This window comes from Thiosulfatihalobacter marinus (genome assembly GCF_016019955.1).
GTDB classification, from domain to species: Bacteria; Pseudomonadota; Alphaproteobacteria; order Rhodobacterales; family Rhodobacteraceae; genus Shimia; species Shimia marinus_A.
Genome location: NZ_JAECRZ010000001.1, coordinates 232,160 through 254,063 on the forward strand (window position 1 = coordinate 232,160; position 21,904 = coordinate 254,063).

General features: G+C 63.1%; 21 protein-coding genes and 1 riboswitch. Of the genes, 11 read left to right on the plus strand and 10 right to left on the minus strand.

Annotated features, from left to right (window positions below; translation table 11 throughout):
* Positions 1–41 precede the first annotated feature (41 nt).
* The 6 genes from I3253_RS01095 to I3253_RS01120 all read right to left on the minus strand — a co-directional run bounded on the left by I3253_RS01095 (position 42) and on the right by I3253_RS01120 (position 8,192).
* The gene (locus tag I3253_RS01095; RefSeq protein WP_197915775.1) at positions 42–2,717 is read right to left on the minus strand and encodes an arsenate reductase (azurin) large subunit; all 2,676 of its coding nucleotides are present in this window, start codon (positions 2,715–2,717) and stop codon (positions 42–44) included.
* Positions 2,718–2,729: 12 nt separating this feature from the next.
* The gene (locus I3253_RS01100) at positions 2,730–3,317 is read right to left on the minus strand and encodes an arsenate reductase (azurin) small subunit (protein WP_197915776.1); all 588 of its coding nucleotides are present in this window, start codon (positions 3,315–3,317) and stop codon (positions 2,730–2,732) included.
* A gap of 14 nt (positions 3,318–3,331) precedes the next feature.
* Entirely contained in the window at positions 3,332–4,453 is a 1,122-nt protein-coding gene (locus I3253_RS01105; RefSeq protein WP_197915777.1) for a cytochrome-c peroxidase, read from the minus strand.
* Between the two features lie 14 nt (positions 4,454–4,467).
* Complete coding sequence (locus I3253_RS01110) at positions 4,468–5,544, minus strand: cytochrome-c peroxidase (RefSeq protein ID WP_232236855.1); 1,077 nt, start codon at positions 5,542–5,544, stop codon at positions 4,468–4,470.
* Positions 5,541–5,885, minus strand: a complete 345-nt coding sequence (locus I3253_RS01115; protein ID WP_197915778.1) for a hypothetical protein — start codon at positions 5,883–5,885, stop codon at positions 5,541–5,543. Before I3253_RS01115 ends, I3253_RS01110 begins: the two co-directional genes overlap by 4 nt.
* A 102-nt stretch (positions 5,886–5,987) precedes the next feature.
* Entirely contained in the window at positions 5,988–8,192 is a 2,205-nt protein-coding gene (locus tag I3253_RS01120; RefSeq protein WP_197915779.1) for a hybrid sensor histidine kinase/response regulator, read from the minus strand.
* A 67-nt stretch (positions 8,193–8,259) separates the two neighbouring features.
* Here I3253_RS01120 and I3253_RS01125 point away from each other — a divergent pair, with 67 nt between their 5' ends.
* A complete protein-coding gene (locus I3253_RS01125; protein ID WP_197915780.1) occupies positions 8,260–8,976 on the plus strand; it encodes a response regulator transcription factor in 717 nt (238 codons plus the stop codon).
* Positions 8,977–9,126: 150 nt separating this feature from the next.
* Here the strand turns inward: I3253_RS01125 and fabA are convergent, their stop codons facing one another.
* Positions 9,127–9,636, minus strand: coding sequence for a bifunctional 3-hydroxydecanoyl-ACP dehydratase/trans-2-decenoyl-ACP isomerase (fabA, locus tag I3253_RS01130; RefSeq protein WP_197915781.1), 510 nt, complete (start codon positions 9,634–9,636; stop codon positions 9,127–9,129).
* Positions 9,637–9,805: 169 nt separating this feature from the next.
* Here fabA and irrA point away from each other — a divergent pair, with 169 nt between their 5' ends.
* Together irrA and I3253_RS01140 are read left to right on the plus strand one after the other, a co-directional pair.
* Complete coding sequence (irrA, locus tag I3253_RS01135; RefSeq protein WP_197916155.1) at positions 9,806–10,222, plus strand: iron response transcriptional regulator IrrA; 417 nt, start codon at positions 9,806–9,808, stop codon at positions 10,220–10,222.
* Between the two features lie 57 nt (positions 10,223–10,279).
* Positions 10,280–11,266 carry an NADPH:quinone reductase gene (locus I3253_RS01140; RefSeq protein ID WP_197915782.1) on the plus strand — a complete coding sequence of 329 codons (987 nt, stop codon included), beginning with the start codon at positions 10,280–10,282 and terminating at the stop codon, positions 11,264–11,266.
* A 69-nt stretch (positions 11,267–11,335) separates the two neighbouring features.
* On the opposite strand, the gene I3253_RS01145 is transcribed toward I3253_RS01140, so the two are convergent.
* A complete protein-coding gene (locus I3253_RS01145; protein ID WP_197915783.1) occupies positions 11,336–12,205 on the minus strand; it encodes a hypothetical protein in 870 nt (289 codons plus the stop codon).
* 111 nt (positions 12,206–12,316) lie between these two features.
* Here I3253_RS01145 and miaB point away from each other — a divergent pair, with 111 nt between their 5' ends.
* The 4 genes from miaB to I3253_RS01165 all read left to right on the plus strand — a co-directional run bounded on the left by miaB (position 12,317) and on the right by I3253_RS01165 (position 15,955).
* Positions 12,317–13,642: a tRNA (N6-isopentenyl adenosine(37)-C2)-methylthiotransferase MiaB gene (miaB, locus tag I3253_RS01150; protein ID WP_197915784.1), complete on the plus strand. Its 1,326-nt coding sequence runs from the start codon at positions 12,317–12,319 to the stop codon at positions 13,640–13,642.
* Between the two features lie 291 nt (positions 13,643–13,933).
* Positions 13,934–14,449 (plus strand): OmpA family protein, encoded by a 516-nt coding sequence (locus I3253_RS01155; protein ID WP_197915785.1) that lies wholly within the window; start codon positions 13,934–13,936, stop codon positions 14,447–14,449.
* Positions 14,450–14,460: 11 nt separating this feature from the next.
* Positions 14,461–14,757: a hypothetical protein gene (locus I3253_RS01160; RefSeq protein ID WP_197915786.1), complete on the plus strand. Its 297-nt coding sequence runs from the start codon at positions 14,461–14,463 to the stop codon at positions 14,755–14,757.
* 157 nt (positions 14,758–14,914) lie between these two features.
* Positions 14,915–15,955, plus strand: a complete 1,041-nt coding sequence (locus tag I3253_RS01165; RefSeq protein ID WP_197915787.1) for a PhoH family protein — start codon at positions 14,915–14,917, stop codon at positions 15,953–15,955.
* An 87-nt stretch (positions 15,956–16,042) separates the two neighbouring features.
* On the opposite strand, the gene I3253_RS01170 is transcribed toward I3253_RS01165, so the two are convergent.
* Together I3253_RS01170 and I3253_RS01175 are read right to left on the minus strand one after the other, a co-directional pair.
* On the minus strand, positions 16,043–16,687 hold the full coding sequence (locus I3253_RS01170) for a Fe2+-dependent dioxygenase (RefSeq protein ID WP_197915788.1): 645 nt from the start codon (positions 16,685–16,687) through the stop codon (positions 16,043–16,045).
* The gene (locus tag I3253_RS01175; RefSeq protein WP_197915789.1) at positions 16,687–17,505 is read right to left on the minus strand and encodes a hypothetical protein; all 819 of its coding nucleotides are present in this window, start codon (positions 17,503–17,505) and stop codon (positions 16,687–16,689) included. The genes I3253_RS01170 and I3253_RS01175 overlap by 1 nt, the downstream gene beginning before the upstream one ends.
* Positions 17,506–17,614: 109 nt before the next feature.
* Between I3253_RS01175 and ybeY the strand changes: the two genes are divergently transcribed.
* The 4 genes from ybeY to metK all read left to right on the plus strand — a co-directional run bounded on the left by ybeY (position 17,615) and on the right by metK (position 21,817).
* Positions 17,615–18,115 carry an rRNA maturation RNase YbeY gene (ybeY, locus tag I3253_RS01180; RefSeq protein ID WP_197915790.1) on the plus strand — a complete coding sequence of 167 codons (501 nt, stop codon included), beginning with the start codon at positions 17,615–17,617 and terminating at the stop codon, positions 18,113–18,115.
* 32 nt (positions 18,116–18,147) lie between these two features.
* Positions 18,148–19,035, plus strand: coding sequence for a hemolysin family protein (locus I3253_RS01185; protein WP_197915791.1), 888 nt, complete (start codon positions 18,148–18,150; stop codon positions 19,033–19,035).
* Positions 19,028–20,545 carry an apolipoprotein N-acyltransferase gene (gene lnt, locus I3253_RS01190; RefSeq protein ID WP_197915792.1) on the plus strand — a complete coding sequence of 506 codons (1,518 nt, stop codon included), beginning with the start codon at positions 19,028–19,030 and terminating at the stop codon, positions 20,543–20,545. The genes I3253_RS01185 and lnt overlap by 8 nt, the downstream gene beginning before the upstream one ends.
* Before the next feature lie 36 nt (positions 20,546–20,581).
* Positions 20,582–20,631, plus strand: a riboswitch (SAM-SAH riboswitch).
* A gap of 4 nt (positions 20,632–20,635) precedes the next feature.
* Positions 20,636–21,817, plus strand: coding sequence for a methionine adenosyltransferase (gene metK, locus I3253_RS01195; RefSeq protein WP_197915793.1), 1,182 nt, complete (start codon positions 20,636–20,638; stop codon positions 21,815–21,817).
* Positions 21,818–21,904: the final 87 nt, after the last annotated feature.

The window sequence follows — 21,904 nt, forward strand, 5'->3', positions numbered from 1 at the left end:
GCCCGGCACGTGGATCTGCGCCGGGCGGCGTTGTCAGGCCGTTACGCGATATCGCGGCGGGCAAAGGACATCGAGCGGAACTGCGATTTATAGGGGCTTTCACCCATCTTGCGCACCTTGCCGACACCCATCTTGTAGTTGTAGTTGCCGCTGATCCAGTCGACCACGCGACCGGACAGGGCGTTTGCCGGCTGAGCGGTATGCAGGAAGTCCATGTACCCCACGTTTTGCTTTACCGCGGGCGTGACGATGGCGACGGCGGTGATCGAGGCCTTGGTCAGTTCGATATGGCCGTTCTTCATCAGCGATGTGAATTCGAAATCATCGCCTTCGACACCGACGATGGTGTCTTTCTGCACCGGGATGCGATCGGAATAGACCTGGACGTAATCGCCGCTTTCGATGCCACGGGCGGCGGCGATGTCCGGGTGGATCTCGATCCAGTTCTCGGGCCAGCGCTGTACGATATACGGGCGGCGGCGGTCATCATATCCCGATTGCCAACGCTCGTTGATCCGGCCGGACGTGATCCAGATCTCGTCTTCACGCGGCTTGAGCCACTCCCAGTAGCCCGCGAACAGATCCCAGGGCGCCTTCTGGATGTTGCATTTGCCGGTCTGGCTGTTGAAATGGGTCAGTTTCTTGTTGAAGACGTTCTTGCCCACCGGGCCTTCTTCGGGCAGCACGCGATTGACATCATGCAGGCGCTTGGTGCCTTCGAGCGAGCCGTCTTCCAGCATCAGGACAGGCCCCTGGATACCGTTAGTGCCGAATTCGCCCATCTTTTCATGCAGGGTCTTGCCCTCGCGCTTGGCAACGACATTGACCATGTTGAAGTCCTTGCGAGACCCGCGCGAATAGCGCGCCCCTTCTTCCAGCACGTCATTGGAGGTTTGCCAGTCGAAACCTTCAAAGCCCATTTTCCTGGCCAGCTGGGCGATGATCCACCAGTCCGACTTGGATTCGCCCGGCGCGTCGTAGAACTTGGGGTACAGGCGCAGGCGCCGTTCGCCATTGGCGCGGGTGAACGTGTCTTCGCCCCAGCCCGAGGCCGGAAACACGATGTCGGCATAGCGCGCGCCAATCGGATCGACCAGATAGATATCCTGGTTCCACACCACCATGCCGCCGCTGTCGGCGCGCCGCTTCAGCGTGTCGATGATGTCCTGTTTTTCAAAGCTCTGCACCTGATGCGGATTGCGCGTGGTCAGCTCGTCGAACTTGGCTTGCAGGCTTTGCGAGCCGCACATGGCCTGGACCCAGGTTGTTCCGATCACATGCGCCAGCCTTGTGTGGCCGCTCATCAGGTACCGGTCGGTATCCATGGCGCGGCGACGGCGGCCGGGAAGTTTTTCGGGTGACTTGTTGCGGGGATACCCGCCGCCCCGCAGCCCGCCGCGCTGGTGGCCGCCGGCGCGACCGATCATCTGGCCGGGGCGCCCGCCGGCCCCGACGACAATGCCAAGCGCCGAAATCGCCTGGGTGTTGCCGGTGTTGTTGGACCAGTAGAACCCCTTTTCAATCATGATCGAGGTCTTGGGCCGGGTGCCGTCGGACCTGGGCTTGGCCATCCATTCGGCGGCGGTATAGATCTTCTGCACGTCGATCTGGGCGATCTCGGCGGCTTTTTCCGGCTCGGCATAGTCCTGGGCCAGCAGCCATTCCTTCCAGTCGTCAAAGCCGCTGGTCTGAAACTTGCCCCAGGTCGTGCGCCATTGCCAGGGCGTGTTCCGGGTGCCCTGGCCGAAGCCCGAGGAGCTTTCCCATTTGTTGTTGACCCAGTTCTTGATCCATTCGTCGTCCTGCCAGCCGTTTTCGACGATAACACGGGCGATCGCCAGGACAACGGGCAGGTCCGTGCCGGGCTGGATGTCCAGCAACAGGCCGCCGTTCTTTTCCGCGAATGCCACACCGGCGGTGCGGCGCGGCACCATGAAGATCGCCTTCTGCCCGCCCTGGATCGCGGGCATGATGTAGTCGGTAAACAGGATGGTCTTGGTTTCGTAGGGATCGGTGCCGCAGATCAGCAAGGTATCGGCGGCGGCCCAGTCTTCGTAGCTGGGGCCGAAATTGTCGAACCCGGCATCGCGGAAGCCCGGTGTCGAGGTGACATCCGATGGCGTGTCGTGGAAGGTGAAATTCGCGGTGCGGACATTGCGCAGCGCATATTTCGTGATCGCGTAGGTGTTCTCCATGAAGCCATAAGAGAATGTCCTGACGCCATAGGCATTGGTCCCGTGCTTTTCCAGCACGTGGTTGCCGACCTCTGCCGCGATATCCAGCGCGAAATCCCAGGTCACGGGCATCAGCACGCCGAACATGCGCACCATCGGGCTTTTCAGCCGGTCGCGGGTCGGGGTTTGCGGGTTGTAGACCTTTTGCGCCAGAGCGCCGCCGCGGATCGACGAGTTGCCGGAATAATTGACGAATTCGGCGTCCTTGTCGGGGATGATCACCACATGATGCGGTTCGCCGTTATGCAGCACGATGTTGTGCTGGTTCGGCGCCACCCAGGCGCCAAGCGGCGCGACCGGGAAATCTTCGCCAAAGGCGTTCTGGTCGGCGGCGGGACCGCCATTGCGGTTGCCCGCGACCGGCCAGCGGTAGACCTTGTAGCCGCAGGCGACAACGCAATAGTCACAGGCTGTCGGGATCACCTCGGCATCTGGCGGCGGCAGGGGGATGGACTGTTCGGGCACGTAATATGGTGTGGACATGGGGGTTCCTCCTCAGCCCTGAAGATTGTCAAAGCGGCCGTAGATCAGGCCGAACATGCCGACGGCGTAGATGTCGTCGCCGTCGAGTTCGAGCAGCACCTGGGGCAGCGATTGATACGCCTGGCCCGAGATGAAGATGCCGTGGCGCGTCAGATCGAATGTGGTCAGGTGCAGCGGGCACGGTCCCAGCGCCTTGTCGGCAGCCTGGTAGGTGCCCTGCAACGGCCCGCCCTGGTGGGTGCAGGTGTAATTGAAGGCAACCACGTCCTTGTCCGGCCCAAGGCCGCCTCCGGCCAGTTTGCCCAGTTTCACAAGAATGGATTCGGCATATTGTCCTTCGTCGGGGTATTCGAAATCGAAGGGTTCATCGACCTTGAGGTCGCTGAGCCTGGCAATGAACTTGCGCGGATAGGTCGAGATCACCGCCGGAGTCTGGGCCTGGGGCATTCCGGGGATGCCAACCATGACAACCGTTGTGGCGATGCCGCCGGTCAGGAGAAACTGCCGCCTGTTCATAAGGCATTTGCGTGTGCCTGCCTCGGCGGCCTCGCCGTTTTCGCCGTTGATGGCGGCAACAATCTTGGGATCGAGCTTGGTCATTTGGGCTCTCCTTTTCAGTTCTGCGCCACGGGCAGGGGTTGCATTTCGGGGATCTCGGGCTGTTGCGGCAGGATCTCGTCGCCGCTCAGGCTTTCGAGGAAGGCCACGAGATCGTCGATTTCACCGTCGTTCAGCCCCAGGGGCTGGATGAGATCGCTCTTGGTGTCCGCAAACTCGTTGGTGCCGCCACCTTCGTTGTAGAACACCACCACGTCGCGCAGCGTTTCCAGCATCCCGTTATGCATGTAGGGGTAGGTGTATTTCGTATAGCGCAGGCTGGGGACGCGGAACTTTCCCTTGTCGGCGGTCTGCTTGGTGCGGAAATACAGCCCCGGATCGTCCTTGGTGGAGCGGTACATCTTTTCGGTCGATCCCTTGGCCAGCAGTTCGAAGCGGAAGGTGATCTGGGCAACCGGATCGGTTTCCCAGCCGTCGAAAGGTGGCACGCCGATATTGTAGTAGGCCTCGTTGGTCAGCAGCGCGCCGTTGTGGCAGGTGGCGCAGCTGGCCTTGCCGGTAAACAGATCCAGCCCGCGTTTCTGCTGCGCGCTCAGCGCGTCGTCATCGCCTCGCATGTACTCGTCGAACGGCGTGTCGGTCTGGACCAAGGTGCGCTCGTAAGCTGCGATGGCCATGTAGGCATTGCGCACCAGCGGCCAGTCGTCGCCGAACACTTGCTTGAACGCGGCACGGTATTCCGGGACGAAGGCCAGACGCGCCTCCATCATGTCGTCCTCGCCATTCCCCGCGACGCCGCCGCGCGCGGCGGACCGGGCCTGACCTTCGAGCGACTTGGACGCGCCCGCCCAGAACAGCTTGCCGTAATAGGCCGAGTTGATGATGGTCTGGCTGTTGCGCCAGTGGGTCGTTCCCGGATAGCCGAAGCTGATCTTGTCCTGCACGGCCCAGCCCGCTTCGGGCAGGTGGCAGGACGCGCAGGAGATGCCGTAATTGCCCGACAGGATCGGATCAAAGAACAGCTTTTCGCCCAGCGCGATCTTTTCCGGGGTCATCGGGTTGTCCGCCGGGATGGGCGGCGGGCCGAGGGGCGCCAGGTTTTCCGGGCGATCCTGTGCAGTGACAGTCGAGGCCAGCCCGAGGGCGACTCCGGCGGCAATGAGTGTTGTGCGTTTCATAATTCCGCCCTCCATCAATTCGGCACGTCGCGCCAGTTTTCGATCAGTTGGTAATCGTAGTCGTCTTCGCGCCAGACATAGGCGTCGGTGTCGAAACTCTCGCCCGAGAGGCTTTCGAGGAACGCCACCAGATCCGCCTTTTCGCTGGGCACAAGCCCCAGGGGCTTCAACCGGCTGTCCTTGAGCGGGTCCGCCCCGCCGCCGGCGTCGTAGAAATCGACCACCTCTTCCAGCGTTGCCATGATGCCGTTGTGCATATAGGGCGCGGTATAGGTCAGCTCGCGCAATGTCGGCGTCAGGAACGTGCGGCGCTTGTCCTGTTGGTGGGTGCGAATGTAGGCGCCCAGATCCTCGCGCAGGTTCATGTAATCCTCGACGCCCATGAACTTGGCATAGGTCACGAAGGCCGAATGCCGTTGAGGATCGGACCAGATGTCCGGGTTGTTGGCCACACCGGTATTGTAGGGCTGGTCATCGGTGAACCGGGAGCCGGAATGGCACGACGCGCAGTTGGCCTTGCCTTCGAAAATGACCTGGCCGCGCTGGGCGGCGGCCGAAAGCGTGCCGGTATCGATCGGGGCATTGCGCGATTGAATGGTCTGCTGGAAGGCTTGCAGCGCATTGCGCGCGCCGCCATTGGATGGCTCTCCCAGACCGGCTGCCGCGAACATCTCGACATATACCGGATCCTGCTTCAGCCGGTCCTGCATGATGCGCATGTCCATGTTCATCAGGTAGGTCTCGGTGATCATCTCGCGGGTCACGTCGTTCAGGTTGGTGCCCAGCCGGCCATCGTGCAGCCAGGCGTCGCGATAGCCGGTATTGGCCAGCGTTGGCGTATTGCGGAAATGGGCGGCGCCGGTATAGGCGTCGCTCAATGCCTGGCCATCGGTAAAGGCCTTGCCGGGTTGGTGGCAGCTTGCACAGGCCAGCGAGGCGTCGCCGGACAGGCGGGTGTCGTAGAACAACCGCTTGCCCAGTTCGGCGCGTGCCGGATTGACATCAAGCGGTGGCTCCGGTGTTACGGCCTCTTGGGCCAGGGCGCTGCTTCCCATTAACAGCGCCGTTAGTGCCAGGGTTCTCATGATCATGCGCTATCTCCTTTCACGACCGTTCGGGCCGGGTTATGTGCGCCGACACGGTTTTGCGGCGAATTCTGAATATGAGCGTGGCGGGGGGATGCCGGCCTGTGGTCCGGCGCCCGGACCGAAGACAGGGCCGCGGCGATCTTGCCGGCGGCCTCGGGCAGCCATTCCGGGGTGTCCGCCGCCGCCGGATCTGAAGGGTTTGCGCAGAACGCGATCACGTTCGCGCCGGCAAAATCATTGCTGTCCTGTCTGGCCACGATGCCCCCCTGGCACGTTGGAGTCGTGTTCGGGGGCAATCCTGCACGCGGCGTCCGCACCCGAGAATACACGTCGGTCTTCGACATGAGCCTAGCGTCCCGGTGCGGCGGTGTTGTTGCGGGCAGGGTTATGAAATGTGATTTTTTGTGACGAAATGTTGCGGTGCGTTCAACGTCCGCGCACCCTGGTCAGGCATCGAGCAGGTTGCGAATCCGGTGGGCCAGCTGGACCGGATCGACGGGTTTGCGCATCAGAATCGGGCCGGTATCGTCTTCATTGGCGGAGTCGGGATAGTAGGCGCTGCAAAAAATCACCGGCAGTGTCGGGCGCATCTGGCGAATGTGCGCGACAAGGTCTTCGCCGCTCATGCCGGGCATCACCATGTCCGAGATGACCAGATCGTAGCGTTGCGGCTTGGCGCGGAACCGCTCCAGCGCCACCAGCGGAGATGTGAACGCCTCGACCCGGTATCCAAGCCGAAGCAACACCCGCCGGAATGTTCCGGCGATCTCGGCCTCGTCATCAATGACCATGATCACCTCGTGCCCGCCCTGCGGCGCCGCGGCGGCCATGGCCACCGATTGCGCCGACAGGCTGGTGGCCGGAATATCGACCGTGAAGCAACTGCCCTGGCCCGGGGTGCTTTCGACGGAGATGTGCCCGTGCATTTCGTCGACAAGCCCGAACACGACGGACAATCCCAGCCCCGATCCCTTGCCCAGAGGTTTGGTGGTAAAGAAGGGTTCAAAGAGATGCGCCCTGGTCTGGGCCGACATTCCCGGCCCATCGTCCGAAACGCTTAGACGTACCCAGCCATCGGCGCGCAATTCGCAATTGTCCAGCCGGTCGTGATGGTCCAGGTTTACCCGGATTGTGCCTTCGTCGCCCCCCAGGGCCTCGGCGGCGTTTCGGCACAGGTTCATCACCACCTGGTGCAGATGGGTCGGATCGCCCAGCACGGCGGTATTCCCCGACGCCGTGGCCACTTCCAGCGCCACCGTCGGCGGTATGGATGCGCGCAGCAGATTGACGACCTCATCAACGATTTGCGACAGGATCACCGGCTGGAGCCTGCCCGGTTCGCGGCGCGCGAATGTCAGCAGCTCCTGGACCAGGCTTTGCGCGCGCCGCGCCGCAATCGCGATTTGTCCGATCTCTTTTCCAAGATCGCTGTCGGGTTCGGCATCCAGCGCGGCAAGATGCGCAGCGCCGACGATCGTGGTCAGGATATTGTTGAAATCATGGGCGACACCCCCGGCCAGCTGCCCCACGGCCTCCAGTTTCTGGGCCCGGACGATCTGTTCGCGTACCTGCCGCTTTTCGGTGATGTCTTCTCCGAAGCCGATATAGTTGGTGATTTCGCCCGCCGGGTTCACCAGGGGAAGAATGGTGGTTTCGGCCCAGTAGCTGGAGCCGTCCCGACATCGGTTGCGGAACACGCCATGCCAGGTTTCACCCCTTGACAGTGTTTTGCGAAGCTCCGAATAGAGGCCGGGCGCGGCATCGCCCGATTGCAGGAACGCCGGCGTTCTGCCGATGATTTCCGGCAGCGTCCAGCCGGTCATGTCCTGGAATTTCCGGTTCACATACTGGATGCGGGCGTCGGTATCCGTCATCACGATCGTGGCCGGGCTTTGTTCGACCGCGGCGGCCAGACGGCTTTGCGCGCGTTCAAGGCGCCGTCTTTCCACGAGTTCGGCCTCGAGACGGGCCACCGCGCCGCGCAGATTGCGCACCAGAATCACCAGCAATGTTCCGATGACAGAGGCTGCGAGAACCAGCGCGAACAGCGACAGAAACCCGATCCAGATGAGTTGCCGGCCCTGCCGGACCGCGGCCTCGATCCGCGCCGAGCTGCGGCTTTGATGATCGTGCCAGATGCTTTCCAGCTCTGCCAGCGCCCTGATCGCGCCGCTGTCGTCCACCCGAACCAGCGCGTCGGTCCGGGCCGGCGCCCAGCCCTCCCGGGCCGCGCGGGCCGCAATCGGAATCTTTGCTTCGTAGGCGGCAATCGTCCGTGCGATCCTGTCAAGGGCGTCGGCCTCGCCCGGCAGCAGGTCGGAGGCGAGAAAATCCGACATGACCGCGTTGAACCGGGCGACCTGGGCGCGGGTCGCCTTCAGATAGGCCGGGTCCTGGCGCAACACGAAATTCTTGAAATTGTGAATGATCCCGCCATACCCGAGATGTCCGCGAATCGTGCTGATCCAGATGCCTTTTTTCTCGGAGACATTGGCATATTGCGACCAGCTGGCCTCGACCTCTTCAAACTGTGCGCGGGTTTGAAAACCCAGGGTCAGACCCAGCGCGACAGTGACCAGCAGAAGGGTTGCGGCGGCGGAGGCAATGGCCAGAAAACGGCGAATCGAAAGTTCCGGTACTTGCGGTGTCATTCTCGGCCCCTTCAATTGCGCCGCGAAAGTCGCGAATCTATAACGCATCATAGGGGGCCGGTTAATCATGCAACACAGCATTCTAATTGTTGATGACGATCAACAGCTTACGTCGTTTCTTGGGCGATTCTTCGCAAAGCACGGCTATCAGGCGACAACGGTTGGAACCGCGGCGCAGACCTTTGCCGCGCTTGAAAATGGCGCGTTCGATCTGGTGATCCTGGACTTGATCCTGCCTGATGAGGATGGGTTGGAAGTGGCCAAGACCTTGCGCAAGACCACCGGGATCCCGATCATCATGCTGACTGCCCGCGACGACATTTATGATCGGATCGTGGGGCTGGAACTGGGGGCGGATGACTATGTCACCAAACCCTATGAGCCGCGCGAATTGCTGGCGCGGGTGCGCACCGTGTTGCGCCGGACCGCGAAGCATGAGACCGGCGAAACGCCCGAGCGGAATTCGCAGCGCGTGATGTGTTTTGACGATTTCGAGCTGGATACCCTGAAGGCATCGGTGTCGCGCCGGTCCGACGGGCAGGTTCTGGATCTTACAAGTACGGAATTCGCGCTGCTTCGGGTCCTGTCGGAGGCCGGTGGGGATGTACTTCGCCGCGAAGAGATCCTTGACGCGGTTTATGGCAATGCCATCACGATCACGGATCGGGCGATCGACGCCCATGTTGCGCGCCTGCGCAAGAAGCTGTCCGCCGCCGATGCGCGCAGTGACATAATTCGCACCATTCACGGTGTCGGTTACAAGCTGACAGCGCAAGTCGAATAGGCGCCGCCCTGCGCGGACAGGGCCGCGGGACGGTTCTGCGCACGGACGCGGCGCACCGGATGGGACAAGTCTGTGTGGCGGGCGCGTGAAACAGGCGCCAGAAGGCCCCTGTTTCCGGTCACGTACCGGTCAGGCGATGTACAGGCAGCCTCAGCTTTCGCTGAGCGCCACGCGCATGTTCTTGACTTCGTAGATCACTTCGCCATCCGCTTCGACGATGCCGTCGGCGACGCCCATGGTCAGGCGGCGGGTCTGGATCGCCTTGGTGAAGTCGATCTTGTAGGTCAGCATCTTGCGGTCGGGGCGCACCATGCCTTTGAGCTTGACTTCGCCCACGCCCAGCGCATAGCCGCGCCCGGTCCAGCCACGCCAGCCCAGATTGAAGCCGGTCAGCTGCCAAAGGCCGTCCAGGCCAAGGCAACCGGGCATGATCGGGTTGCCGGGGAAGTGGCAGTCAAAGAACCACAGGTCGGGCGTAATGTCGAATTCCGCAAGGATGTGGCCCTTGCCATGGGCGCCGCCATCGGCCGACACCTCGGTGATCCGGTCCATCATCAGCATCGGCGGGGCGGGCAGCTGGGCATTGCCGGGGCCAAAGAGTTCGCCGCGGGCGCATTTCAGCAGGTCCGCTTTGTCGAAGCTGGTGGGATAGTCGGCCATGCGGTTGGGTTCCCTGTCATGTCAGTGGTCAGTCCTGCCCCCTCTAGCACCGTGCCAAGCGGTCCTGCAAGGCGAGTGTGGTCGCAGCCGTCAAGTTGCAACTCATTTTCATTTGAAAAACCTGCTCCGGACGGGTTATATGATCAGTCAGGGAACCGATATGACGCGCATGACTACCCAGGTAAACGACAATGGAACACGGTGGCTGGCCAGCAAGGGGCTTCGCCCGACACGGCAGCGCGTGGCGCTGGCGTCGCTTCTGGTGGGGGATGGTCAGGACCGGCACGTGACGGCCGAGAGCCTGTTTGCCGCCGTGCGTGAAGCGGGCGAGAGCGTTTCTCTGGCCACGGTCTACAACACGCTGCGGGCCTTTTGCGAGGCCGGTTTGATGCAGGAAATCACGGTGGACGGATCCAAGAGCTATTTTGACACCAATACCGGGGACCATCCGCATTTCTTCTGGGAAGACGACCGGGTGCTGACCGATGCGCCGGCGCAGGATTTGCAGATCACGCGCTTGCCGCAGGCGCCCGAGGGGGCGGAGATTTCCAAGATTGACGTGGTGATCCGGCTGCGCCGGAGCTGATTGCCTGCGCCTGTGGCTTGTGTCAGCATGGGCCGCGAGAGTGAGCGGGAGGATTTCATGAAAGCTGTGACCTGGCGCGCCTTTGGCGCGGCGCGGGATGTATTGCGCATCCAAGAGATGGAAACACCGGTGCCCGGTATCGGCGAAGTGGCGGTGCGGGTGGCATTTTCCGGGGTGAACCCGTCGGATGTGAAGGCGCGCGGCGGGGCAAGGCCCGGCGTGACCAAGCCGCCCTTTGAGGTGATCGTGCCCCATAGCGACGGGGCCGGCGTGATCGCGGCGGTGGGCGCGGGGGTGGATCCGGGGCGCGTGGGCGAACGTGTGTGGATCTGGAACGGCCAGTGGCAGCGGCCCTTCGGCACCTGTGCCGAGGTGATCTGTCTGCCCGAAGCGCAGGCGGTGGCATTGCCCGAGGGGGTATCGCTGGAAACCGGCGCGGTGCTGGGCATTCCCGGGCTGACGGCTTGTCACTGTGTGTTCGGGGCCGGCGAGGTGGCCGGCAAGACGGTGCTGGTGTCGGGCGGGGCTGGCTCGGTCGGGTTTCTGGCGGTGCAGCTGGCCAAATGGGGCGGGGCGCGGGTGTTGGCGACCTGCGGCGCGCGCGATATCGCGCGGGTGCGTGATGCCGGGGCGGACGCGGTGTTTGCCTATGATGACCCGGATCTGGCGCAAAAGATCATGGCGGCAACCGGCGGGCATGGCGTGGATCTGGGTGTTGAGGTGGAGTTTGGCGCCAATGCCGGTTTGCTGGGCGAGGTGATGGCGCCTTGTGGCCATGTGTCGATCTATGGCTCTGCCCGGGACATGGCGCCGACATTGCCGTTCGGGCCGATGCTGTTCAAGGCGCTGACGCTGGATATCGTGCTGATCTACATCCTGCCCGCGCCCGAGCGCGCGGCGGCGATCGGCCGATTGCACGCGGCGCTGAGGGACGGGGCGCTGGTTCTGCCCGCGCCGAACGTCTTTGACATGCAGGCGGCGGCGCAGGCCCATGAGATGGTGGAGCGGGGCGGGCGCACGGGGGCGGTGCTGGTCAGGATGTGAGGCGCGCGGCGCAAGCGGAGTCCAATCCGTTTGGCACAGGGCGTTTTCTGACGCCGTGTGCCGGGTATCTCAGAACCATTGCCCCGGTTCCATCAGCCCGAGATCGAGCAATTGGCGCGAGTGCCATTCGAATGGCACGGAATTGTGCCATTTGAAATCGTGGACTTCGAAAGTGCTGCCCGGATTGGCCTTGAGCGCCTTGGCGGTGCGAAAGGAACAGACTGCCGCCGTCAGGTTGTTGTGCCAGGGGCAGGCATAGGTGTTGTATTCTTCGTCGCTGAAGGTGAAGCCGGTGCGCAGGCGCAGTCCAGCCTTGGCGCGAAAGATCGAGATGCGGTCTATCTTGCGGCGGGATTGGGGAATGTGTTCCTCGAACCGCCAGCGCAGGCCACCGAAAAAATCGAGCTGACGTTCCCTGGGATGGTTGTGATTGTCCGCGTCTGCGCGGGCCAGCGCGTAATAGCCGGTCCGGTCCATCTGGGCATCTTCCAGAGAGACCGCGTTGGGCACCGCCGCCAGATCCGGCGCATAGAGATCGATCACATAGGTCAGCATTGCGTCGCGCCGTTCCTCGGTGTGGAAGGTCAGCATCTCGCCGATCGTGCGGGTCTCGCAGAACGGATAGAACAGGTATTCTGCGTTGAAACAGTAATAGAACCACAATCCCGGCGCGGCCCCGGCCACGGCGGTGACGGCATCCAGCATGGTCTGACCACGCGGATGATCCATGTGGACGCGCGGGCATCGCTCGGCCAGGTCCGGCGCGATGGAGAAGGCATCGGGCAGAAAGGCGATGACCGATTTGAAGCCGAGATCCAGATGATGCCGCAGGGTGGTGTCAATCTCGACATCATCCTCGACAAAGATCAGCGCCACCGGCCCCTTGGCCAGATGGCTTTTGCCCGCCCGCAGAAAGTGGGAAACGGATGTATACTGCATACCCGTCCTCGCCGTTGTTTTGCCGCCAGATTCGGCTAATTCGGGGTGCATTGCAAGCCGCCCCTGTTTTGATGTAGGCAGGCGCCCTGAAACCGCGACGGGACCGAAACCATGGCCGATACCAAAAAGCTGTATATCAAGACATATGGCTGTCAGATGAATGTCTATGACAGCGAGCGCATGGCCGAGGCGATGGGCGGGGCGGGCTATGAGACGACCGACAGGCCGGACGACGCGGACATGATCCTGCTGAACACCTGCCATATCCGCGAAAAGGCGGCCGAAAAGGTGTATTCCGAACTGGGTCGGTTCAAGGGGCTGAAGGCCGGGAAGCCGGATCTGAAGATCGGCGTGGCGGGGTGCGTGGCGCAGGCCGAGGGCGAAGAGATCATGCGGCGTCAGCCGCTGGTGGATCTGGTGGTGGGGCCGCAGGCCTATCACCGCCTGCCCGAGATGGAGGCCAGAACACAGGCCGGGCAAAAGGCGCTGGACACGGATTTCCCGGAAGAAGACAAGTTTGAAAAGCTGAAAAGCCGCCCCAAGGCCAAGCGCGGGCCGACGGCATTCCTGACCGTGCAGGAGGGATGTGACAAGTTTTGCGCCTTTTGCGTGGTGCCCTATACGCGCGGGGCCGAGGTGAGCCGCCCGGTGGACCGCATCCTGACCGAGGCGCGCGACCTGGTAGAGCGCGGCGTGCGCGAAATCACATTGCTGGGGCAGAACGTGAATGCCTATCACGGGGCCGGGCCGCACGGCGACATGACGTTGGCCGGGCTGATCCGGGAACTGGACAAGGTGGACGGGCTGGCGCGCATCCGGTTCACCACCAGCCATCCCAACGACATGATGGACGACCTGATCGAGGCGCATGGTACCTGCGAGAAACTGATGCCCTATCTGCATTTGCCGGTGCAATCGGGCAGCAACAAGATCCTGAAGCGCATGAACCGCAGCCACGACCGCGACAGCTATTTGCGGCTGGTCGAGCGCATTCGCGCCGCGCGCCCCGATATCCTGTTGTCGGGTGACTTCATTGTCGGGTTTCCCGAAGAGACCGAGGCGGATTTTCAGGACACGATGGACCTGATCGAAGAGGTGAAGTACGGGCAGGCATTCAGCTTCAAGTATTCGCCGCGCCCCGGCACGCCGGCTGCGGAACGTGCGATGGTGGAAGACGGCGAAGCGTCGGACCGGCTGTATCGTTTGCAGGCGCTGATCACGAAGCAACAGCGCGAGATCCAGGATTCCATGATCGGGCGCGAGGTGAACGTGCTGTTCGAGAAACCCGGCCGCCTGGCCGGGCAGATGGTGGGCAAGTCTGAATATCTGCACGCCGTGCATGTTGCGGAGTGTGACGCGGAAATCGGTGAAATCGCGCAGGTCAGAATCGTTGAGAGCGGCGCCAATTCCCTGGCCGGACAGCTGTTGCGCGATTGATCTCGCAGGGGAAACAATGCCCGGCAATCCGAGAAATTGGTGAATGCCGAAAGCGGGGCCTGCCCCATTTGTGCCATGTTTTTGCCATTTTTTTTCCCGGTCACGAATAGTTGGCTGGATTAATCCTTCACAAGTGGGCCAATTCCGCTAAGCTGTTCGAATTAGTGAAGGTCTTGATTTCGAAAACGATTCACGGGATCGGCTTTCGGGGGATATTGAGAGGATCAAGCTGTGGCGGACAATTCGAGAAAGACGATCCGGGCCATACTGGGAGGGATCGCCGCTGTTTGCATGGCAATTGTGGCAACCCTGCAACCGGCCTCTGCTCAGAACAAGCGCACCGTTCTGGGGCAGGAATACGTGCCAACGATCTGGGTGGACCCGGACGGGTGCGAACATTGGGTCATGGATGACGGCGCCGAGGGGTACATGACCCCGCATGTCAACCGGCAGGGCATTCCGGTCTGTCGACGGGGCAACGTGTGCGGGGTAATGAACTCGGATCAGTTCTTTGCCACCGACAAGTACAATATCAACTCGGCCAACAAAAAGCGCCTGATGGAATTCTTTCAGAATTCCACTGCCTCGGCATTTATCATTGCCGGGCATACCGACAGCCGCGCCAGCGACGAATACAACATGCGCCTGAGCTATAACCGCGCCAACGCGGTGGCCAAGGTGGCCAAGCAGACCGGCGCGCGGATCGCCGATGTGCGCGGATATGGCGAGCGGATGCCGCGTGCGACGAACAAGACGGCGGCCGGCATGGCCCAGAACCGTCGCGTCGAAATCATCTGTTTGCGCTGAGGAGGGACGACATGAAACTGAAAATGGGTACGCTCCTTCTGGCGCTGGGCGTCTTGGTGGCGGCATGTGACAACAAGGTCGACAAGACAGTGGACCGCGGCTGGGACAGCAAGCATCTGAGCACGCTGAAGGCCGGAATCTGGGTCGATCCGAACGGGTGCGACCACTGGATCATCGATGACGGGTTCGAAGGTTACCTGTCGCAGCGGCTGGACCCGTATGGCAAACCGGTCTGCTCGGGGGCAGCCCCTCCGGGTGTGGCGACAGGGCCGTTCAAGAAAGGCTCGCCGGTCAAGGATCAGATCTGATCCGGCCCACAGGACAAGAGACCGCGCCTCAACCGGCGCGGTTTTTTTGTGCGGTTTCTGCGCGGTCATGGAAAATTCACCAAGCCGGTGCTTGCGTGTGGCAACGCATCTTGGCACGATCAGGGTACAACGACTCTCTTAAACCCAGGAGATATGCTTGGCCATTGGCGCGATGACCCCACCGCCCGCATCCGAAGCGACCACAGAAACGCTGGTTGAATTCCCGGATAATCGTTTGCTGATAGACCTTTGCGGTGAATATGATCGTAATCTGGCCGATATAGAGCAGAAGGTGGGTGTTCAGATACTGCGCCGCGGCAACCAGTTGGCCATTCATGGCGAAGAGGCCGCGCGGGCCGAGGCGCAAGACGTGCTGGCGGCGCTGTACGCGCGGCTGGAAACCGGAAAATCCGTGGAAAGCGGAGATATCGACCGCGAGATTCGCATGGGCGGTTCGGAAACCGGCACCGGCGCGCGGGATGGCGATCAGCTGGAGATGTTCCGCGGCGGGACGGTCGAGATCAAGACGCGCAAGAAGCTGGTCGAGCCGCGCACCGAGGCGCAAAAAGCCTATGTGCTGTCGCTGTTCAACAATGAACTGGCCTTTGGCATCGGTCCGGCTGGCACGGGCAAGACCTATCTGGCCGTGGCTGTTGGCGTGTCGATGTTCATCCAGGGCCACGTGGATCGCATCATCCTGTCGCGCCCCGCCGTCGAGGCCGGGGAAAAGCTGGGCTATCTGCCGGGCGACATGAAGGACAAGGTCGATCCTTACATGCAGCCGCTTTATGATGCGCTGAACGATTTCCTGCCGGGCAAGCAACTGGCCAAGCTGATCGAGGAAAAACGCATCGAGATCGCGCCGCTGGCCTTCATGCGCGGGCGCACGCTGGCCAATGCCTTCGTGGTGCTCGACGAGGCGCAGAACGCGACCACGATGCAGATGAAAATGTTCCTGACCCGTCTGGGCGAAGGCAGCCGCATGGTGATCACCGGTGATCGCAGCCAGATCGACCTGCCACGCGGCGTGCCTTCGGGGCTGCGCGATGCCGAACGGCTTTTGGGCAAGGTCGGCGGTATCAGCTTCAACTATTTCACCGCCAGGGACGTGGTGCGCCATCCGCTGGTGGCGGCGATCATCGAAGCCTATGACGCGGATGCCCAACGCGCCATGGCCGACAGGTCCAAGGGCGCCTGAGCCTTCTTTTGGCCCCAAATATCCCGGGGGGGGCCTTGAAAATCCACAAGATTTTCAAGGCGGGGGGCTGGCCCCCCGCCACTACGCTCAACCGGCCCACATGCGGATCAGGTTGGAACGGGACTTTGACAACAACCGGCGCGGGTCCGGATCTTCTGTTGCATCGATCGCGCGCCACAGATCGAACAGGATCTCGCGCCGGGCCGGATCGCGCACCCAGCTTTGGAACCAGCCGATCACCACCAGCCGCTCGCCGCGCGTGACCGGGTTGACCCGGTGCAGCGTGGTGGACGGATAGACGATCGCCTCGCCTTGCGGCAGCTTGAAGGGCCGATCCTCGATCCGGTCGCCGATCACCAGTTCGCCACCCGCATAGCTGCCCGGGTCGGACAGGAAAAGGGTAAACGACACATCGGCCCGCGCCCCCGCGATCAGCGCATTGTCGACATGATCGCCGTATTGCCCGCCCCCCGCCGTTCGGCTGACGATCAGGCGGGCCGCGACGCGCGGATAGGCCACGGCCCGGAAACCGGGATGAGCCAGGAGCGTGGCTTGCACCTTGTCCAGCACGGCGCGGGTCCGGGCGCTGTCGGCGGCCTGTTCGTTGTCCTTGACGGTCCGCGCGACGGTGCCCGCGGTGCGGCTGCCATCCTCGAACGGCAGATCGGCAGCGGCGGCGGACAGGACCGCCACCTCTGCCTGACTCAGCAGGTCACTGAGGACGATAGGCATCACACCCCCTGCCGCAGGGCGATGATCTCGATCCAGCCGGTGGCCACCGACAGTTGCGAGGCGTCTGTGGCAGCCGTGTCGGAGGCAAGGCCGGGATAAAGCGCCTCCAGCCCGTCAAGCTGCTCCAGCACGTCGCGCCCGGCCTGTTCCCCGGCATCGGCCAGCGCCTGTGCGCGGGCGCGGGCAACGTTGTAAAAGCCCCAGCTGTCGCGGTATTCGATGGCGATGTCGACCGCTCCGTCCCCGGCAACACCTCCCGCGTAATCCGCCGCTGCCAGCGCCACCATGTCCTTGATGGACATGAGCCGGTCCCGCAGGCTTGCCCCCGGGGCGGCGGCGTTCCGGGCCAGCGCGGTCAACAATGCCTCGAACGCGGCACGCAGCTCGGCATCCTCGGCCCCGTCGCGCACGGCGGCGACAAAGGCGGCATCCTCGGCCCGAAAGCCGGGGGCATCATAGCCGGCCAGCGCCGCTTCGATGTCTTCGTAGAACGCGTGATGGCTTTCTTCCATATGGGCGCGGGCGAGATCTCTTTCGCCGTCCAGGTACAGCTGGGCAATGATGCGGTAGGTGCCTTCGAAATAGCCCAGCTGCGTCAGGAACGCGGACGGGCCTTCGGACAGTTCGACGCCGGCCTCGCCGGATTCACCGGCCTCTCCGCCCTCGCTGGCATGGGCCGCGCTGCCGGGCAGGGTGCTGGCGACGCTGACGGCGCCGACAACAACGGGATGAGCCGCGGCCAGGGCGGTTGCGGCCACGGTGCCGGCCAGGGTCCATCGGCGGGGGGTGACGTTACGGAGGGTTTTGGGTGAGGTCATTGGATGATTCCTTCAATAACTGAGTATTTTTGTAGGAATAAAATCGAGTTCCTGGGCTGTCAACGGGTTTTGCCCTGTCGCCGGGGATTTTCCCGCGCTAAAGAAGGGCATGACCATGGATATCGTGTTGGAAGATGAACGGTGGGCGGCGCTGGATCTGGCGGCGCTGGCGCAACAGGCCGAAGCCGGTGTCTGCGCCGCTTTCGGCCTGTCCCCCGAGGGGTTCGAGATTGCGCTTCTGGCCTGTGACGACGCGCGGATCGCGGCGCTGAACGGGGATTTTCGCGACAAGCCCCAGCCGACGAATGTATTGAGCTGGCCCAGCGACGCGCGCGGGGCCGCACTCGACGGAGAGAGACCCACGCCACCCGAACCGGGGGTGCCGGAGATGCCCCGCGAGCTGGGCGATATCGCGATTGCCTTTGAGACCTGCCTGCGGGAGGCCGAATCGGCGGGCAAGCCCGTGGCCAGCCACGTGACCCATCTTCTGGTGCACGGGCTTTTGCACCTGCTGGGCTATGATCACGTTCGTGACAAAGATGCCACTTTGATGGAGGCGCTTGAAACGGACATACTTGGCAAGATGGGGATCGCGGACCCATATAGGTAGAAATGGGGCATGTTCCCCGATGGAAAGGACCAATGGGCGACAGTACCGACGGGTCTTCTGAGGCGGCGCAGCGCGCGCAGCCGGAAGGCCGGATATCTCGCAAGGGCGGATTTTTTCACCGCCTTTTTTCTTCTTCCAACGCCGAGAGCGACACTGTGCCGGGGCAGGCGGAGACGCCGGTCGTGCCGGCACCGCAGACCCATGGCATGATCAACCTGCGCCGGATGCGGGTTGAGGATGTGGCGATTCCCAAGGCCGATATCGTGGCCGTGCCGACGACGATCACCAAGGACGAACTGGTGCGGCTGTTTCGCGAAAGCGGGCTGACCCGGCTGCCGGTGTACGAGGGCACGCTGGATACGCCTATCGGGTTCGTTCACCTCAAGGATTTCGCGCTGAGCCACGGATTCAACGGATCCGGGGGCGCGTTTGCCATCAAGAAAGAACTTCGCCCGCTGTTGTTCGTGCCGCCATCGATGTCGATCGGCGTGTTGCTGACGCGGATGCAGACCGAGCGCCGCCACATGGCGCTGGTGATCGACGAATATGGCGGGGTGGACGGGCTGGTGACGATCGAGGATCTGATCGAGCAGGTGATCGGCGAGATCGCGGACGAGCATGACGCCGACGAGGCCGAGTTGTGGACCGAGGAAAAGCCCGGCACTTATCTGGCGCTGGCCAAGACTCCGCTTGAGGAATTCGAGGCCGCGATTGGCCGGTCGCTGACCCATTACGACGAGGTCGATGTCGAGGAAGTGGAAACACTGGGCGGGCTGGTGTTCATGCTGTGCGGCCATGTGCCCGCGCGCGGCGAAGTCGTGGAACTGCCGGACGGTGTGGAATTCGAGGTGGTGGACGCCGATCCGCGCCGGATCAAGCGGTTGCGGGTGATCTTGTCGGGGAGCAATGGAAATGACTGAAACGGTATCGGGGCGCCGGGCGGCGGCTTCGCGCTGGCGTGGGATGGCCGGTCCATTGGCTGTTCCGCTGGCCGCCGGGGCGCTGGCGGGGCTGGGGCATCCGCCTTTCGATCTGTGGTTCCTGACGCCGCTGGGGCTGGCGGTCGGGATCTGGTTCCTGGGGCGGTGCGCCACGCCGGGGGCCGGCTTTCGCGCCGGGCTGGCGCTGGGCGCCGGGTATTTCGCGGTTGCGCTGCACTGGATCGTCGAGCCGTTTCTGGTGGATGCGCCGCGCTATGGCTGGATGGCGCCGTTTGCGCTGGTTCTGATGGCGCTGGGCATGGCGCTGTTCTGGGCGGTGGCGTTCTGGGGCGTGCGGCGGATGGGGCGGGCGACCTGGCCGGTTGTGCCGCTGCTGGCGCTGGGCGAGCTGACGCGCGCCTACCTGTTTGGCGGGTTCCCCTGGGCGATGCCGTCTTATGTGTTTGTCAACGGGCTGACCGGGCAGGTAGCGGCGTGGATCGGGCCGCACGGGGTGAATGTGATTATGTTTGCGCTGGCGCTGGCCGGGGCGCTGGCGCTGGGCGGACAGGGCCGGGCGCGATGGCCGGGCGGCGTGGTGCTGGCGGCGGGGATCGCGATATCCGCCCTGCCGGTGCCCGAGGCACCGCTGGCCGGGCCGGAGGCGCAGGTGGTGCGGCTGATCCAGCCGAACGCCCCGCAGGATCAGAAATGGGATCCGGCCTATATGCGGATGTTCTTTGAGCGTTCGGTGGCGTTCACCGGGATGGGCGCGCAGCGCCCGGACCTGATCGTGTGGCCGGAAACCTCGGTGCCGATCCTGCTGAACCGGGCGGACACGACACTGGCCGTCATCGCCGAGGCGGCGGCGGGCGCGCAGGTGGTCCTGGGCATCAACCGGCTGGACGGCGAGCGGGCCTATAACTCGGCCATACGGATGGACGGGCAGGGCGTGGTGACGGATATCTATGACAAGCACCATCTTGTGCCCTTTGGCGAATATATTCCGCTGGGAGATCTGCTGGGCCGGTTCGGGCTGAGCGGGCTGGCCAGCCGCGATGGCAACGGGTTTTCCGCCGGGCCGGGGCCGCGACTGATGGATCTGGGGCCGGTTGGCCGGGCGCTGCCGCTGATCTGCTATGAGGCGGTGTTTCCGCAGGATGTGAACGGCGCGCCGGAACGTCCCGATCTGTTGTTGCAGATCACCAATGACGCCTGGTTCGGCAATTTTTCGGGCCCTTATCAGCACCTGGCGCAGGCGCGGATGCGGGCCATCGAACAGGGGCTGCCGATGTTGCGCGCGGCCAATACCGGCGTGTCGGCGGCGATTGACGCGCGCGGGCGCGTGGTGGCCAGCCTGCCGCTGAACGAGGACGGGTTCCTGGACGTGGCCCTGCCGCCAAAGCTGGCCCCCACGTTGTATCCGCGCACCGGCGATTGGCCGCTGGCGGTGTTGCTGGCAATCCTTACCGCGGTCTTGGCGGTGCGCGCGCGGCGGGAAAGCAATTGACCCGCCCGCATGCGGGGCGTATGGCGCATTGGAAATCTGTCGTCACAACGGCTTCCTGGCGTGGCGATACAAACCCCAATGGAGCATTTCATGGCCAGACAGAACTATATCTTTACCTCTGAAAGCGTTTCAGAGGGGCATCCCGACAAGGTGTGCGACCGGATTTCCGACGCGGTGTTGGACGCGTTCCTGTCCGAAGAGCCCGAGGCGCGGGTGGCATGTGAGACCTTTGCCACCACCAACCGTGTGGTGATTGGCGGCGAAGTGGGGCTGTCGGACAAGGCCAAGCTGACCGAATACATGGGCCGGATCGACGAGATTGCGCGCGACTGCATCAAGGATATCGGCTACGAGCAGGAAAAGTTTCACCACGAGACCGTGGAAGTGACCAACCTGTTGCACGAACAATCCGCCCATATTGCCCAGGGCGTGAACGCTGCCGACAACAAGGACGAAGGCGCGGGCGATCAGGGCATCATGTTCGGTTTCGCCACCAACGAAACGGATGCGCTGATGCCGGCGCCGATCCAGTATTCCCATGCCATTCTGCGGCGTCTGGCCGAGGTGCGCAAATCCGGCGCCGAGCCGACGCTGGGCCCGGACGCGAAATCGCAGCTGTCGGTTGTTTATCGCGACGGCAAGCCGGTGGGGGTAAGTTCGATCGTGCTGTCGACACAGCACATGGACGAGACCATGACCAGCGCCGATGTGCGCGCCGTGGTCGAGCCTTATATCCGCGAGACCCTGCCCGAGGGCTGGATCACCGATCAGACCGTGTGGCATGTGAACCCGACCGGCAAGTTCGTGATCGGTGGACCGGATGGCGATGCCGGGCTGACCGGCCGCAAGATCATCGTGGACACGTATGGCGGCGCCGCGCCGCATGGGGGCGGGGCGTTCTCGGGCAAGGATCCGACCAAGGTGGACCGCTCGGCGGCCTATGCCGCGCGCTATCTGGCCAAGAACGTGGTGGCGGCGGGCATGGCCGACAAATGCACGATCCAGCTGAGCTATGCCATCGGTGTCAGCGAGCCGCTGTCGATCTATGCCGATACGCACGGGTCCGGCAATGTCGAGGATGCGGCGATCGAGAAGGCCGTGGGCGAGATCATGAACCTGACCCCGCGCGGCATTCGCCAGCATCTGCAACTGAACAAGCCGATCTACCAACGCACCGCGGCCTATGGCCATTTCGGGCGTCAGCCCAGCGAGGATGGCGGGTTCAGCTGGGAGCGCACCGATCTGGTGGAGGCGCTGAAGCGGGCGGTCTGACGGCAGGCGGTTGCAAAACCGCAAAGATGCAAAAACCTGACAAGGCCAAGGCTTTTCCCTGACGGAAGGCTTTGGCCTTTGCCGTGT